This is a genomic window from Microbulbifer flavimaris (genome assembly GCF_001641755.2).
GTDB lineage: Bacteria > Pseudomonadota > Gammaproteobacteria > Pseudomonadales > Cellvibrionaceae > Microbulbifer > Microbulbifer flavimaris.
Genome location: NZ_LRFG02000001.1, coordinates 560,619 through 575,219 on the forward strand (window position 1 = coordinate 560,619; position 14,601 = coordinate 575,219).

The window sequence follows — 14,601 nt, forward strand, 5'->3', positions numbered from 1 at the left end:
CTTTTCCTGGCGACGATACTGCCCGGGAAAACGGCATAAAAAAGGGCCGCGATGTGAAAGCATCGCGGCCTTTTTAATTATGGTCCAGGCGGTTACTGCCCGCGCGTGTATATCCGATCCCCCTCAACCCAGGTTTCCTCTACTTTGACCTGCCAGATCTGTTGTGGATCGATGGAGAATATATTGCCGTCCAGCAGGATAAAATCAGCGTACTTTCCGGGCTCCAAATTGCCGATGATCTGTTCCTGATGGCTGGCATAGGCGGCGTCGAGGGTAAAGGCCCGCAGTGCTTCCTCAAGTGTCATGGCCTCCTTCGTGCGCCAGCCGTCCGCAGGTTGCCCACTGCGGTCACGGCGGGTCACCGCTGCGTGGATGCCGAACAGGGGATTGACCGGCTCCACCGGAAAATCCGAGCCAGCGGCGATACGGGTGCCCTGATCGAGGAACTTCCTCCAGGCGTAAGCGCCCTCAAGGCGTGCGTTGCCAAGTCGATCCCCGGCCATGTTTTTGTCGCTGGTGGCGTGGGTGGGTTGCATAGAGGCGATCAGGTTGAGCTCGGGGAAGCGGGTAATGTCCGCAACTCGCAATACCTGGGCGTGCTCGACCCGGTGACGGAAAGGCTTTTGATCCTTGTTGTCGTTGAGGGTTTCCAGGTGATCCAGGACGAGCTGGTTGGCGCGGTCACCGATCGCGTGGATATTGACCTGAAAGCCGTTGTCTGTGGCCAGCTTGAGCAGCGAGAGAATCTCGCTCTCGGGATAGAGCAGCAGACCGGTTTCTTTCGGTCTGTCGTGATAGGGCTCAAGCAGCGCCGCACCACGACTGCCGAGTGCGCCGTCGGTGTAGAGCTTGATGCTGCGTACGTAAAGGCGATCCTCTGGGCTGCCAATATGTCCAGCGTCCAGCAGCTGTGGCAGGTCTTTTTCTGCCGCCGAGATCATCGGGTAGAGCCGAAGCGGAATAGCTTCCTCCTCAGCCAGTTGCCGATAAGCTTTCAGTGTCCCGGAATCGATGCCCGCATCATGGATACCGGTCAGCCCGAGGGACAATGCCAGTTCGAAAGCCTGTGTCAGCGCCGCTTTTTTCTCCTGCAGGGAAGGTGCCGGAATGGCCTGTTCAACCAGCGCCATGGCGTTATCGATCAGCACCCCACTGGGTTCACCGCTGTCCAGTCGGTGAATTTCGCCGCCCTCCGGCGCCTTTGTCATGCGGTCAATCCCGGCCAGTTGCAGCGCCTTGCTATTCGCCCAGCCGGCGTGGCCATCGATGCGGCGCAACCAGATCGGGTGGTCGATCTCCAGCGCGTCCAGCTGCTCGCGGGTGGGGAAGTCTTTTCCTGGCCAGAGCACCTGGTTCCAGCCCCGCCCCTGGAGCCACTGCCCTGGCTGCAGTTGGCTTGAGTACTTCTTGATCGCTGCCAGTGTTTCTTCCAGGCCCAGGTCACGGAGCTCGATCTGGCTCTCCAGCTGGCCCTGCGCCAGCACATGTCCGTGGGCGTCAATCAGGCCGGGCAGCAGCGTGCGACCCTTGCCGTCGATCTTTTTGGCTTTCGGGTACCGCTTAACCAGTGCGCCATAGTCGCCGGTGGCCAGCACCTTGCCCTGATCAAAGGCGATCGCATCGAATTGCTCGAGAGCTTTTTCTGTTGTGTGATAGCCGTTGATGTTGTGCATCAGGGTGGCTGACAGGACGTCTGCGGAGGGGAGGATGAGTCCGACCGCGAGCGCGACAGTTCTCAATTGACGGGATAGATCCATAGTCATTAGCCTTTTTTTTGATCTGCGGGATACTGTACCCGATAGTTACTGGGGTGTCTTTTGGTCGGCAGATCAAGCTCAGCCTCTCTCATGCAGAGGTGGAAGGCTCTGGCGTCTATAGCGGAGGCTTGATTGAGGCGGAACTGGAGAGGAGGCAGGGAATTACGATGGCGCGTTGGTTCATCATCGCGGGGGCGTTATTACTGGCAGTTGGTGTGTTGCTGCACTATGCCCCCTGGCTATTCAACTGGTTCGGGCGTCTACCCGGAGATATCCGCATTGAGTCCGAGCGCAGTCGGGTATTTATCCCCATTACGTCCATGATCATACTCAGTGTGGTGCTGAGTCTGCTGCTCAGCTTTTTTCGTCGCTAATCACGACACCAGATGTGCAGGGCGCCGATCGGGGAATGAGGGAGTGAGTCTGGAGTACTTTTCGGGCCCGGCCAGAAAACTCGTCGGGCGGGCCTGCGTTCTCAGGGCTGTTCGAGCAGCTGCTCCAGCGGCAGCTCTGTACGGTAGCGCACCTGCTTGAGAGAGAAACTGCTCTTGATGTGGTCGATGCCCGGCAGCTCGGTAAGTTTCTTGTCCAGGAACTCCTGATAGGCCTGCAGGTTGGGCACCACCACCCGGAGCAGGTAATCAAAATCGCCGGTCATCAGGTAGCACTCCATCACCTCAGGCCACTGGCCGATGACGGACTCAAAATCCTGCAGTTCTTTCTTTACCTGGTGGTTGAGGGTCACCTGGATAAATACGCTTACCGGCAGTCCCACTTTCTGGGGTTCCAGCAGGGTGACTGCGCGCTTGATGAACCCCTGTTCGTGCAGGTTCTTTACCCGGCGGGAGCAGGGGGAGGGGGACAGGCACACCTTCTCAGCCAGCTCGATGTTGGGGATGGTGGCATCCTCCTGGAGGATCTCCAGGATCTTCTTGTCAATGGCGTCCAGTGTATAGGCCATACTAGAACTCGCTTTTCTCTCTGGCTCGTTTGTCGTTGTAATCGGTTTTCTCGTCATACCCATGCCGCCGGATGACTGGATTTGCAATCCAGTCCACGCTGATTCGGCCTCCTGTCCCTCGCTCCCGGTCGCAACTGTCAGGTGGCACGGCTGTCACCATCTGGCTGAACCATGGTGATTTGTTGCCGGATCAAGAATTTAATTGGTGACTTGTGCCTGAATTATGCCTCATGCCGCCCTAATTTGGTATGACCTGCCTCTCTCCCCGGTGGTACTTTTTTGCCCAGAGCAATAATCATAAGCAGGTGACTCCATGGCGATGGTAGAGAGCGATCAGGAGCTGGGTTTTGATCGTGAATACTCCCTGAAAGCGGCCTTTACCCGGGATTCCGGTCGTGTCTTCCTCACCGGAATTGATGCGCTGGTGCGGTTGCCGCTGATGCAGAAACGGCTGGATGAGCTGGCGGGCCTGAATACTGCAGGTTTTATTTCCGGCTACCGCGGCTCCCCCCTGGGCGGCTACGATCAATCCCTCTGGCGCCACAAGGCTCTGCTGGCCGAGCGTGACATTCATTTTGAGCCCGGCGTAAATGAAGATCTGGGTGCCACCAATATCTGGGGTACCCAGCTGCTGGATCATTATCGCCAGCAAGCGACCCGGGACGGTGTCTTCTCCATCTGGTACGGAAAGGGCCACGGGGTAGATCGCACAGCCGACGTTTTCCGCCAGGCCAATGTCCAGGGTACATCCCGCCACGGCGGTGTGCTTGCGCTGTGTGGTGACGACCATACTGCAGAGTCCTCCATGTTTTCCCACAACACCGACCAGATCTTCGAGTCGGTGATGATGCCGCTGCTGTTTCCTGCCTCTATTGAGGAGTACCTGACTCTCGGTCTGGCGGGTATCGCCCTGTCCCGCTTCAGCGGGCTCTGGGTAGGTTTCAAGACCATCACCGAGACGGTCGAGAGCGGCGCTTCCCTGCAGGTGCCGGGGCTGCCGAATTTCCAGGTCCCCGCGGATTTCCCCATCCCCGCGCATGGCCTCAACTACGACCCACACCTGAACTGGCCGGCGGAGCGGCTCGAGTACGAGCGTCGCATGCTGGAAGAGCGGCTGCCGGCAGCACAGGCGTTTGCCTATGCCAATCGCCTCGACAGGACCGTGTTGGATGCGCCGCGCAAGCGCTTCGGTATCGTCACTGTGGGCAAGGCACACGGCGACCTGCTGGAGGCCTTGCACCTGCTGAAACTGACGGAAGCGGACCTGCAGCGGGCCGGCATTTCCATCTACAAAGTTGCCATGAGCTGGCCGCTGGAGCCGCGTGGTATGCGCGAGTTCGCCGCCGGAATGGAGCGCCTGCTGGTGGTCGAAGAGAAGCGCCCACTGGTGGAAGACCAGCTGAAGAAGCTGATGTACGACTGGCCCGATGGCGAGCGGCCCAAAGTCGTGGGTAAAAAAGATCTGGCCGGTAACGACCTGTTGCCGGCGATCTGGGGCTTTGGCCCGGATCAGGTGGCTAAAGCCATCGCCCGCTGGCTGGGAAACACCGAGCTTGCGGCGAAGCTGCTGCCAGAGGCGCAGAAACTGGGCAGAGCGACTGCCGAAAAGGCCAGCGGATTGCTGGCCCGGGAGCCGGTGTTCTGTGCCGGTTGCCCCCACAACACCTCGACCAAACTGCCAGAGGGGAGTCTGGGCAGTGCTGGTATTGGTTGCCATATCATGGCGTTGGGTAAGGGACTGCGCACGGATACTTACTCCCATATGGGCGGCGAGGGTGCACAGTGGGTTGGCCTGCACCGTTTCTCCAGTGCGGAGCATATTTTCCAGAATATGGGTGACGGCACCTACAACCACTCCGGCATCCTCGCCATTCGCCAGGCTGTCGCCAGCAAGGTGAACATCACCTACAAGATTCTGCTGAATGATGCCGTGGCCATGACCGGCGGACAGCCTGCCGACGGTGAGGTGAGCGCACCAAGTGTCGCTGCTCAGTTGGTGGCCGAAGGTGTCGGCACCGTCGTCTTGCTGAGTGAACAACCGGAATACTGGTACCAGCACCGTGACGAGCTACCGTCCTCAGTGGAAATTCTGCCGCGCTCGGAGCTGGATGCCGTTCAGCTGCGCCTGCGGGAGACCCCCGGGGTAACCGCGATAATCTACGAACAGGTCTGTGCAGCGGAGAAGCGGCGCCGGCGCAAAAAGGGTTTGATGGAAAACCCGAACACCCGGCTGTTGATCAATCATCGGGTCTGCGAGGGATGTGGGGATTGCAGCGTTCAGTCCAGTTGCATTGCGGTGGAACCTCTGGAAACCCCTTATGGCCGCAAGCGCCAGATCAATCAGTCCAGCTGCAACAAGGACATGCGCTGTGCCGATGGCTTCTGCCCGAGCTTTGTCAGTGTCGAGGGTGGCGAGTTGCGCAAGCCGCCGGTGGATGCCCTTGCACAGTCCCTCGATGCGGAGATTGCCAATCTGCCACCAGCACCACAGACGGGCCTGGATGCGCCGCAGAGTATTCTCGTCGGTGGTATTGGCGGCAGTGGAGTGCTGACTGTTGCGGCACTGCTGGGAATGGCGGCGCACCTGGAGGAGAAAGGTTCAACCACCCTCTACTTCACTGGCCTGTCGCAGAAGAACGGAGCTGTGGTCGCCCACGTGAAGGTGGCAGACCGCCCCGAGAGTATCACCACTGCCCGTATTCGCGATGGTGCAGCAGATGTCCTGCTGGGCTGCGACATGGTGACTGCGGCTTCGCAGCGGGCGAAGTTCGCCGTCGGCAATCTGCGCGCGGTGGTCAATACCGCCGAGGTGCCGGTCGCGGCCTTTATTCGGGACAACGAACTGGCCTTCCCGGCAGATGCGACACAGGAAAGTATCGAGTCGCTCAGCCGCGACTATTTCGCATTCGATGCCAACCGCTATGCCCAGGCCCTGTTCGGCGATACCGTCGCTTCCAACCTGCTGCTGCTGGGCTACGCCTGCCAGCAGGGCCTGCTGCCTATCAGTGAGGCGGCGCTGGAGCGGGCGATCGAACTGAACGGTGTGGCGGTGGAGAGTAACCTGCGCGCTTTCCGGGCCGGGCGGCTCCTTGTCGCCAACCCCGACGCGGTGAAAGCCCTGCTCACGCCGGCGCAGCCAGTCCAGATTGTAGAGCCGGAGGAGTCGCCGTCGGCGCTGGTTGACCGCCTGGCTGGGGAGTTGGCGCAGTATCAGAACAGTGCCTATGCTGAGCGGTTTCGCCAAACCATTGGAAAGTTGCAGGGCGCGGAAAGTCTCGCCGGGCTTGCGCCCGGCACCCTGAGCCGGGAAGCGGCCAGAAGCCTGTTCAAGGCGATGGCCTACAAGGACGAGTACGAGGTGGCCCGTCTTTACAGTGGCGAGGATTTCCGTCGACAGCTTGCCGACACTTTCACTGGCAGTTACCGATTGAAATTCCATATGGCACCACCTTTGCTGGCGCGACCGGACAGCAGTGGCCGCATTCGCAAGCTGGTACTGGGTCCCTGGCTGACCCGGCTGCTGCCGGTACTCGCCAGGGGCAAGGTCTTGAGGGGAACGCCGTTTGATCTATTCGGCTACACCGCCGAGCGACGTGCTGAACGTGCCTGGGCCCGGGAGGTGGAAGGCGCGATAGAGTCCGTGGCGGCCGGGCTGAACCGCGAGAATCAGGAGTTGGCTCTGGAGCTTCTGTCCCTGCCGCAGCGGGTTCGTGGATATGGCCACGTTCGCCAGGGGAAAATGGAGGAGCTGCGGAGCCGCTGGAAGGAGCTGCTGGAAAGCTTCACCGGCTCGGGCGGCTCCCCCAGAATGGTGAGTGCATCGGCGAAGAGGCAGGTCGTCAGGCCACGAAAGCCCGAAACGCAAGAGGCGGCATTCGCGGCTCACAGCTGAGTTTACTGTCGTGCATAAAAAAGGGCCGGTTTGACCGGCCCTTTTTTATTCACCTTCGGGTTCACTCACCCTTGCGGTTGATCCGGCCTCAGGCGGGCCGGAAAGAGAGGAACGGGTTGACCAGCCAGCCGAGCAGGCCGGTAACCTTGACCGGTGCCTCTACCACCGACAGGCACAGGCATTCCTGGTCCTGGGTGGCGATGGGGCGATGAACGTCCCCGGGTTCGCGCACCAGGAAGTCACCGCGGCGGTAAACGCCGTCGGCATCGGAAAAACTGCCAACCAGAACCACAGTCACTTCCCGGCCACGGTGATCGTGCTCGGCTACCTGGCCGCCCCGACAAATGCGCTGGAAGGCTACCTCGTAGCGGTCCTGTCCGGTGGTCAGGCGGGAAGTGCGCAGGGCATTGGATACCCGCTTCCACTTCAGGGGCTCTCTGCGGCTGATGAGTTTGCGTATGACCTTCGGCAGGTCAGACAGGATAGGGTCCGTGTGACGCACGGGGCGCTGCGGACGCGCAGTGGGCTCGCCCATTTCCCCGGCCAGGCGCTCTTCTTCCCTGGTCTGTTGCTCTGCCGCATCAATGCGACCCATCAGCTTGGAAAATGCGTCTGTGTCGATGGTCTGCGGAGCAGACTCGCTCAGCAGCGCGCCGCCGATATCATTGAGGCTCTCACGTTGCTGGCGGCACTGGGGGCAGAGCTGCAAATGAGCTGACACGGCCAGGCTCATGGCCCAAGGCAGGGAGCCTGAACTGTATTCCAGCAGCATGTTATTGTCAGGATGATGACGAATCATATTCCACCTACTTGCTCATTCTTGCCTGCAACTTCTTGAGTGCCAGTCGCACCCGTGACTTTACGGTGCCGAGGGGTAAGCCCAGTTCGGCGGATATCTCACTGTGTGACTTTCCTTCCATATATGCCTTTTCAAGCACGTGACTCTGTTCCGGCGGCAGGCTCGCCAGACCTTCTGCGACAGCTTCTTCCCCTCGCTTTCGCTGTAGGAATAGCAGCGGCTGCGTGTCCGCAGTGTCATCCCAGATATCGTCTACATCGACGTCACTGCTATCGGAATCCTGTCGGCGATTGTTACGCCGGAGCATATCGATACGACAGTTACGCATGATCGTGTACACCCAGGTGTTGGCGGAGGCCCTGGAAGGATCGAAGCTCGGGGCTTTGCGCCAGACCCGGATCATCACCTCCTGAACCAGTTCGTCGGCTGCCTCGGGGCTGAACGCCTGGGTGTTGCGGCTGTAATGAAAGCCTTTGATCAGGGGCGCAAAGTGGCGAAAGAGGCTTTCAAACGCCTTTCGGTCCTGCTCCCTGCCGACCCGAACGAGTAATTGGCTCCAGTCGTCGTTGCGATTCTGGGGGACTTCCACGGAGTTCTCCGCCCTTGTTATCGATGTCACTTGCGCCATGGTAACTGTCTTTTGATACTTGTTCGAACACTCTGTACGGCGGTGGGCGGCAAGTAGATCTCTCAGGTACGACATTTATATGGCTTTTTTGTGCTCAGAGGCCATATGCTGAATCCGATGCCGCCCCTGTGAATCCGGCCCCGCCGAGAGGGCGTACAAGTCCCCAAATCAAGCACAATGGAAGTCAGGGAGAACATGAGCGGGCTTATCGCAGATTTACAGCACTATTACAGCGACTTTGCCGCCGTCGCCGGCGATCCGTCGCTACTCGACAACCTCTACGACAGTGATGTCATTTTCTGTGACCCCGTGCATCGAGTGGAGGGGTTGCCGGCATTGAAGCGCTACTTTGCCGGCATGAGTGGTGGCCTCACCAGCTGCCGGTTTGAGTTTGACCATTCGGTCATTTCTGACGGCTGCGCCTGCCTTCCCTGGTACATGCATTTTACCCATCGTCAGCTCAAGGGCGGTCAGGCGTTGAGCCTGCGTGGTTGCAGCCTGCTGCGCTTCGGGGATCGAGTTTACTATCACGAGGATTTCTACGATTTGGGTGCCATGGTCTACGAGCAGGTGCCCCTGCTCGGGTCTGTGGTGCGCGGTGTCAAGAAGCGCCTCGGCGGCGCGGGGAGCTGAGTAATGGGAGCGATTCGCGACAAGACTATCTGGATTACCGGGGCCAGCTCCGGCATCGGCCGGGCGCTCGCCCTGCGTCTAGCCAGAAACAACAACTTCGTCATTGTCAGCAGCCGCGGCAGGGACAGTTTGCTCGAGTTGCAGAAGGCCGCCCCCAAGCACATTCGTGTCCTCGATTGTGATGTGGGGGATGATGCCGCCATGGAGGAGGCGGCAGATCGTCTGGCCAGCCTGACAGACCACCTGGATATGGTGCTGGCATGTGCCGGAACCTGCGAATATGACGACGGCCTTACGCTGGATGTGGAAAGTTATCGCAGGGTCTTCGATGCTAATTTTTTCGGGGTGGTGAATACGCTGCGCAGCGCCTTGCCGCTGTTGGTACACAGCAAGAAGCCGGTGTTTGCCGCGGTGGGCAGTCTGTCCTCAGTGGTCGGCTTTCCCCGTGCGGAAGCCTACGGCGCATCAAAAGCGGCGCTGGGATATTTCCTCGACTCGGTTCGAGCCGACACATCCCGGGTCTGTCTGCACGTCGCGCACATCCGGCCGGGATTTATCGACACCCCCCTTACCGAGTCCAATGACTTTGACATGCCATTCCTGATGACCCCGGAAGCGGCAGCGGAATGCATTGAAGATGGCCTGTTGCGAGGCAAGCACATCATAGACTTTCCGCGCCGGCTCAGTTGGCCGTTGCGATTCCTCGGCTTTTTCCGCAGTCTCTGGTTCAGCATCTGTGCACCGAGAATGACAAGAATACGAACACTAAGGAAGACATAATGCGCATAGCGATTGTGGGCAGTGGTATTGCTGGACTGACGTCTGCCTACCTCCTGAATAAGAAATACGATATTACGCTTTTTGAATCGGCTGAAAGACTTGGGGGGCACACCGCTACCATCGATGTGCAGGAAGGGGGCAGAGAGCTTGCCATCGATACCGGGTTTATTGTCTACAACGACTGGACCTATCCCAATTTCATCAAGCTCATGGACCAGCTGGGTGTGGAGTCCCAGCCCACGGATATGGGCTTCAGTGTCTGTTCTGACAGAGAGTCGTTTGAATATGCCGGCAACAACCTCAATAGCCTGTTTGGGCAGCGCTCGAATCTGTTGAGTCCCGGGCACTGGCGCATGCTGCGTGACATTCTGCGCTTTAACCGCGAAGCAGTGCGGGACTGGCAGGAAGTGCGTCTCGCAGAGGGGATGACCCTCGGTCAGTATCTTGAACAAAATAGCTACTCAGCGGAGTTCTGTGATCGCTACCTGGTACCCATGGGCTCCGCAATCTGGTCTGCGAGTCTTTCGCAGATGCGGGATTTCTCCGTCGATTTCTTCGTGCGGTTCTTCTTCAATCATGGCTTGTTGAACATTTTCAATCGCCCGCAATGGCGGGTGATCAAGGGTGGATCCCGTGAGTATATCCAGCCGATGGTTGCCGGGTTCGAGGACCGGGTTCGACTTTCGACCCCCGTCAAATCCGTCATTCGCACAGCAGAAGGTGTTGAGCTGCATACGGATTCGGGTGAGCGGCTCCAGTTCGACGCCGTGGTATTTGCGTGTCACTCTGACCAGGCCCTCGCCTGCCTGTCCGATGCCAGTGAGCAGGAGCGTTCGATACTCGGTGCCATTCCCTACGCCGGCAACTCGGTCGTCCTGCATACGGATACCAGACTACTGCCCAGTCGCCAGCGTTGTTGGGCCAGCTGGAACTACCGTCTCCAGGAGAGCGGAGATCAGCTCCCGGTACTGACTTACAATATGAACATCCTGCAACGCCTTGAAAGTGAAAAAACTTATTGCGTGACCCTGAACGCAGATGATGCAATTGATCCGGAAAAAGTCATTGGACGCTATGAATACGCCCATCCGCAGTTTTCGGTCCCCGGCATGCGTGCCCAACAGGAGTGGGAGAAGGTGAACGGCGTGAATAATACTTGGTACTGTGGTGCTTATTGGGCCAATGGTTTTCATGAGGATGGGGTGAAAAGTGCCCTCCGGGTTTGCGAGGCACTGGGAGTCACGCTCTGATGCAGAGTGCTATTTACAGTGGTTGGGTGCAGCACCGTCGCTTCGGGCCGCGTGAGCACCAGTTTCGCTATCGGGTGTTCATGATGTACCTCGATCTGTCGGAACTGGATCGCGTGCTTGCGCAATCGGGACTCTGGTCTCGACGGCGATGGGCGCCAGCACGCTACTGCCGCGAGGATTTTTTTGGCGATCCGGGCACACCTCTGGACGAGGCGGTAAGGAACCGTATCGAGGAAGAAGCGGGCGAAAGGCCTGAGGGGCCTATCCGTTTATTGGCAAACTGGCGCTATTTCGGCTACAACATGAATCCGATCAGCACCTATTATTGTTTCGATAATAAAGGCGAGAAGGTGCGCTGGATCCTGCTTGATGTGCATAACACCCCCTGGAATGAGCGTCACAGCTATGTCCTCGACTGCCGGGAAATGGGGCCGGTCCAGAAAGCCGAATTCGCCAAGAATTTTCACGTTTCACCGTTCATGCCTCTGGAGCAGGGTTATCGCTGGCGCAGCGTCACCCCGGGGGAGCGGTTGACCGTGTACTTACAGAGCTTTGAAGAGAAAGGGCGTGTCTTTGACGCTACGCTGAGCCTGCGGCGCCAGGAAATCACCGGCGCGGCGCTCAATGGAATCCTGATCCGCTATCCCCTGATGACCGTAAAAGTCATCGTCGCAATATACTGGCAGGCATTCAGGTTGTGGCTTAAGCGCGTCCCCATATTTTCACATCCGGGGAGTGTCGCCCGGGCCGATGCAGGAGAAAATCGCCGATGAAATCCATTGAAGCAAGCTCGACCAATCCCACGCCGGCAGATGGCTTATCGGGGCTCTCTGAAAAGGAGGGCTGGCTTGTTGCCCTGGCCCGGCGCCTGGTGCTGGCAAAGCTGCAAACCATCGGCCATGGTCATCTCGTGGTGGAAGAGGCTGGCGAGCGGCACCAGTTTGGTGAAGCCGAAGAGACGGCCGACGTTTGTGCAACAATTCGGGTTCACGATCCCATTACCTACACCCATGTACTGTTGAACGGCACCGTCGGTTCCGGCGAGGCCTATATGCAGGGAGCGTGGAGTTCCCCCTCACTGGTGGACGTGATCCGCCTGATGGTAGGGAACATGGCCCTGCTGGAAAACATGGACTCGCGCTGGAGTTTCCTGCACAAGGCGTTTTTGAAAGTCCTGCACAGCCTCAACGCAAACACCCGGCGAGGCTCGAAAAAGAATATCGCTGCGCACTATGACCTGGGCAATGACTTTTTCCGGCTGTTTCTCGACGAGACCATGATGTACTCCTCGGCAATATTCCCCCGGGAGGATGCCTCCCTATCCGAAGCATCGGTGCACAAACTGGAGCGCATCTGCCAGAAGTTGCAGTTGAGTCCGTCTGATCACCTGCTGGAAATTGGTACTGGCTGGGGTGCCATGGCCATTCATGCGGCCAAGCGCTACGGCTGCCGCGTGACCACCACCACTATCTCCCGAGAGCAGTACGAGCACGCCAAGGCCTGGGTCGCAAGGGAGGGGCTGCAAGATCAGGTCACGCTTCTACTCAAGGATTATCGTGACCTGGAGGGGCAGTACGACAAGCTGGTGTCGATCGAGATGATTGAGGCCGTCGGCCACGATTATCATCGCAATTTCTTCGCTCAGTGTAATCACTTGCTGAAGGAAGATGGTCTGATGGTGATGCAGGCGATCACAATTCAGGATCAGCGCTATCATCGCTACCGCAAGCAGGTGGATTTCATCCAGCGTTACATCTTCCCGGGTGGCTGCCTGCCTTCAAACCAGGTGGTTGCAGACCATATTGCCGACAACACGGACATGCAGATTGTGGGCCTGGAAGACATCACGTTCCATTACGCCCGTACCCTCAGCGCCTGGCGTGAGGCGTTCTTTGACCGGATCGAGGAGGTCAAGCGGCAGGGTTTCGATAACCGCTTCATTCGTATGTGGGATTTTTATCTCTGTTACTGCGAGGGCGGCTTCCTTGAGCGTGTGATCAGCACGGCACAGTTTGTATTTGCCAAGCCGCGCTGCAAAGCGCTGCCAGCCTGAAGATTCGGGGCCGGGTGGGGCCGATGTGGCGCTTTGTCGTCAATGCTGTCCTGTTCGACATTGCCTGGCCCCTTTGCGTGCTGGTGGACAGCGTGGCGATCATTGCGACGTTTACACTGGCCAATCTGCTTATACACCTGTTCGTTGTTGCCGACAAACCGAGGGAATGGTTGTGGGTCGCGGCGATTTGGATCTCTGGTGTGACAATGGATACGGTGGTGTTTTCCACCGGTCTGCTGGTCAATGACAGTGGCTCTCCCTTTCCTCCACCCTGGCTTCTGCTGCTTTGGGTGAATTTCGCAACAGCCCTGCGCTATAGCATGTTTTTTCTGCAGAAAAGTGCCTGGCTTGCCGCGCTGCTCGGCGGAATATTTGGGCCCTTCAGTTACTGGACCGGTTCCTGGCTCAATGGCACTGTCGAGTTCAGCCAACCGGTGATCCTACCGGTGATCGTCCTCGTAATACTTTGGGTAATGTTTCTGCCATTCACCACCTGGCTGGCGCGCCGGAGGTTCTTCGGTGAAGATGGACATGCGTAAGTTTCTGGTGCTGCTCGCACTGGGCATTTCTGCTGCAAGTGCCGATAGCTTCGCGAGCTGTGGGTATGACGGCGAGGTGTTCGCAACAGGACAGGCACGGGATCCGAAGAGCGGACGGCTCGTTTACTGCGAGTACCACTTGCCGGCCAAGGGCGCTCAGCGCAGGGTTCTCTATTACTCACCGGCTGGCCACCGTATCGCTGAAAAACAACTGAGCGAGGTGAACTCCACCATACCCGGCGTGGCGCAGCAGGACTATCGCCACGGCGAGCAGCGGATCGTGGACCCTGGCAGTGGGCGGGTGGAACTGCGTTATCGGGAGAACGCCAGCAGTGACTGGGATGTTGCACAGCTATCCACCGCCGAGGTGGAAGTAGCGGATGCGGGCTTCGACACTTTTGTGCGCAGGAACTGGAACGCTCTTTCCGCAGGGCAGACTGTCACTTTTGGCTTTGCTTCGCCGGTGCATGGTCGTGCCATTCCGTTGCGCGCCCGCCAGGTGGCGTGTGACGGCGGATCCGGAAAACTCTGCCTGCGGGTGGATCTCGACCAGGCCTTTTTGAGGATGTTTGTCAGCAACCTGTATCTGGAATATGACCGGGACAGTCGACGGCTGCTTCTCTTCGACGGTGTGACCAACCTTCTTGATCCGCAGGGTGGCAGTCAGCGGTTGAGAATTGATTACAGTTATTGAACTTGCGTCCGGGGTACCGACCCTCTTGAGCTGACCTTTTGGTCAGCTTTTTTTTGTCCTCTTGCTGGCGCCAGATCCATCCGCCGTCTAAACCTAAGTGGAAAGAGGCGTCAAATTGTCGGCGCCTGCAGCTCCCAGTCAGGCAATGGAACATGCCGTTTGAGTTTGGTCAGGGCAGGGATAGGCCCTTGTCAGATAACGAGGTCGCACTATGAAATTTGCAATGCTTCCTGCCATGGGCCTCAGCGCCATATTGGCAGCAGGTTGTGTCACGCAAGAGCAGGTTCCGGGCGCTGGTGGCATCGTTATCGACACGCAGGGAGTTAACATCTCGCAATACCAGAGGGATCTGATGGACTGCCGCTCCAATGCCTACTATGCCCGCGCCGATGCTGGCCGCCGCGGCGTGACCCGGGCAGCTGGCGGCGCGCTGCTTGGTGGCGCGTTAGGGGCGATCGTTGGCGACACCAGTAGTGCTGCTGCCGCTGGTGCCGGCGCCGGTGCCCTGCTCGGTGGGGTTTCGGGTGTAGGCAGTTCCTACACCGAGGAAGGCCGTATCGTCAGAAACTGTCTGCGCGGTCGCGGATATCGAGTATTAAATTGATCTTTTTTTGA

Annotated in this window: 14 protein-coding genes; 10 read left to right on the top strand and 4 right to left on the bottom strand. The window is 58.5% G+C overall.

Annotated features, from left to right (window positions below; genetic code table 11):
- Positions 1 to 92 precede the first annotated feature (92 nt).
- A complete protein-coding gene (locus AWR36_RS02585; RefSeq protein WP_231745217.1) occupies positions 93 to 1,739 on the bottom strand; it encodes an amidohydrolase in 1,647 nt (548 codons plus the stop codon).
- A 185-nt stretch (positions 1,740 to 1,924) separates the two neighbouring features.
- Between AWR36_RS02585 and AWR36_RS02590 the strand changes: the two genes are divergently transcribed.
- The gene (locus AWR36_RS02590; RefSeq protein WP_067081816.1) at positions 1,925 to 2,131 is read left to right on the top strand and encodes a DUF2905 domain-containing protein; all 207 of its coding nucleotides are present in this window, start codon (positions 1,925 to 1,927) and stop codon (positions 2,129 to 2,131) included.
- 101 nt (positions 2,132 to 2,232) lie between these two features.
- On the opposite strand, the gene AWR36_RS02595 is transcribed toward AWR36_RS02590, so the two are convergent.
- Positions 2,233 to 2,718 carry an Lrp/AsnC family transcriptional regulator gene (locus AWR36_RS02595; RefSeq protein WP_067080476.1) on the bottom strand — a complete coding sequence of 162 codons (486 nt, stop codon included), beginning with the start codon at positions 2,716 to 2,718 and terminating at the stop codon, positions 2,233 to 2,235.
- 313 nt (positions 2,719 to 3,031) lie between these two features.
- On the opposite strand from AWR36_RS02595, the gene AWR36_RS02600 reads away from it, so the two are divergent.
- Positions 3,032 to 6,610 carry an indolepyruvate ferredoxin oxidoreductase family protein gene (locus AWR36_RS02600; protein ID WP_082679344.1) on the top strand — a complete coding sequence of 1,193 codons (3,579 nt, stop codon included), beginning with the start codon at positions 3,032 to 3,034 and terminating at the stop codon, positions 6,608 to 6,610.
- 88 nt (positions 6,611 to 6,698) lie between these two features.
- Here the strand turns inward: AWR36_RS02600 and AWR36_RS02605 are convergent, their stop codons facing one another.
- Entirely contained in the window at positions 6,699 to 7,409 is a 711-nt protein-coding gene (locus AWR36_RS02605) for a ChrR family anti-sigma-E factor (RefSeq protein ID WP_067104441.1), read from the bottom strand.
- A gap of 7 nt (positions 7,410 to 7,416) precedes the next feature.
- Positions 7,417 to 7,998 carry a sigma-70 family RNA polymerase sigma factor gene (locus AWR36_RS02610; RefSeq protein WP_231745218.1) on the bottom strand — a complete coding sequence of 194 codons (582 nt, stop codon included), beginning with the start codon at positions 7,996 to 7,998 and terminating at the stop codon, positions 7,417 to 7,419.
- A gap of 234 nt (positions 7,999 to 8,232) precedes the next feature.
- Between AWR36_RS02610 and AWR36_RS02615 the strand changes: the two genes are divergently transcribed.
- The 8 genes from AWR36_RS02615 to AWR36_RS02650 all read left to right on the top strand — a co-directional run bounded on the left by AWR36_RS02615 (position 8,233) and on the right by AWR36_RS02650 (position 14,590).
- Positions 8,233 to 8,670 (top strand): nuclear transport factor 2 family protein, encoded by a 438-nt coding sequence (locus tag AWR36_RS02615; RefSeq protein ID WP_067104502.1) that lies wholly within the window; start codon positions 8,233 to 8,235, stop codon positions 8,668 to 8,670.
- A 3-nt stretch (positions 8,671 to 8,673) separates the two neighbouring features.
- Positions 8,674 to 9,450: an SDR family NAD(P)-dependent oxidoreductase gene (locus AWR36_RS02620; protein ID WP_067080487.1), complete on the top strand. Its 777-nt coding sequence runs from the start codon at positions 8,674 to 8,676 to the stop codon at positions 9,448 to 9,450.
- Positions 9,450 to 10,700, top strand: coding sequence for an NAD(P)/FAD-dependent oxidoreductase (locus AWR36_RS02625; protein ID WP_067080490.1), 1,251 nt, complete (start codon positions 9,450 to 9,452; stop codon positions 10,698 to 10,700). Before AWR36_RS02620 ends, AWR36_RS02625 begins: the two co-directional genes overlap by 1 nt.
- A complete protein-coding gene (locus AWR36_RS02630; RefSeq protein ID WP_067080493.1) occupies positions 10,700 to 11,473 on the top strand; it encodes a DUF1365 domain-containing protein in 774 nt (257 codons plus the stop codon). Before AWR36_RS02625 ends, AWR36_RS02630 begins: the two co-directional genes overlap by 1 nt.
- Entirely contained in the window at positions 11,470 to 12,753 is a 1,284-nt protein-coding gene (locus tag AWR36_RS02635; protein ID WP_067080496.1) for an SAM-dependent methyltransferase, read from the top strand. The genes AWR36_RS02630 and AWR36_RS02635 overlap by 4 nt, the downstream gene beginning before the upstream one ends.
- 23 nt (positions 12,754 to 12,776) lie before the next feature.
- Positions 12,777 to 13,292, top strand: coding sequence for a DUF2878 domain-containing protein (locus AWR36_RS02640; RefSeq protein ID WP_067080499.1), 516 nt, complete (start codon positions 12,777 to 12,779; stop codon positions 13,290 to 13,292).
- Positions 13,285 to 13,986 carry a hypothetical protein gene (locus tag AWR36_RS02645; protein ID WP_067080505.1) on the top strand — a complete coding sequence of 234 codons (702 nt, stop codon included), beginning with the start codon at positions 13,285 to 13,287 and terminating at the stop codon, positions 13,984 to 13,986. Before AWR36_RS02640 ends, AWR36_RS02645 begins: the two co-directional genes overlap by 8 nt.
- 211 nt (positions 13,987 to 14,197) lie before the next feature.
- The gene (locus AWR36_RS02650) at positions 14,198 to 14,590 is read left to right on the top strand and encodes a hypothetical protein (RefSeq protein WP_067080507.1); all 393 of its coding nucleotides are present in this window, start codon (positions 14,198 to 14,200) and stop codon (positions 14,588 to 14,590) included.
- Positions 14,591 to 14,601 lie beyond the last annotated feature (11 nt).

Coding starts and splice junctions, on each gene's coding strand:
- AWR36_RS02615 (WP_067104502.1), top strand. CDS start 8,233: ATGAGCGGGCTTATCGCAGATTTACAGCACTATTACAGCGACTTTGCC.
- AWR36_RS02605 (WP_067104441.1), bottom strand. CDS start 7,409: ATGATTCGTCATCATCCTGACAATAACATGCTGCTGGAATACAGTTCA.
- AWR36_RS02645 (WP_067080505.1), top strand. CDS start 13,285: ATGCGTAAGTTTCTGGTGCTGCTCGCACTGGGCATTTCTGCTGCAAGT.
- AWR36_RS02650 (WP_067080507.1), top strand. CDS start 14,198: ATGAAATTTGCAATGCTTCCTGCCATGGGCCTCAGCGCCATATTGGCA.
- AWR36_RS02635 (WP_067080496.1), top strand. CDS start 11,470: ATGAAATCCATTGAAGCAAGCTCGACCAATCCCACGCCGGCAGATGGC.
- AWR36_RS02600 (WP_082679344.1), top strand. CDS start 3,032: ATGGCGATGGTAGAGAGCGATCAGGAGCTGGGTTTTGATCGTGAATAC.
- AWR36_RS02630 (WP_067080493.1), top strand. CDS start 10,700: ATGCAGAGTGCTATTTACAGTGGTTGGGTGCAGCACCGTCGCTTCGGG.
- AWR36_RS02590 (WP_067081816.1), top strand. CDS start 1,925: ATGGCGCGTTGGTTCATCATCGCGGGGGCGTTATTACTGGCAGTTGGT.
- AWR36_RS02620 (WP_067080487.1), top strand. CDS start 8,674: ATGGGAGCGATTCGCGACAAGACTATCTGGATTACCGGGGCCAGCTCC.
- AWR36_RS02625 (WP_067080490.1), top strand. CDS start 9,450: ATGCGCATAGCGATTGTGGGCAGTGGTATTGCTGGACTGACGTCTGCC.
- AWR36_RS02640 (WP_067080499.1), top strand. CDS start 12,777: ATGTGGCGCTTTGTCGTCAATGCTGTCCTGTTCGACATTGCCTGGCCC.
- AWR36_RS02595 (WP_067080476.1), bottom strand. CDS start 2,718: ATGGCCTATACACTGGACGCCATTGACAAGAAGATCCTGGAGATCCTC.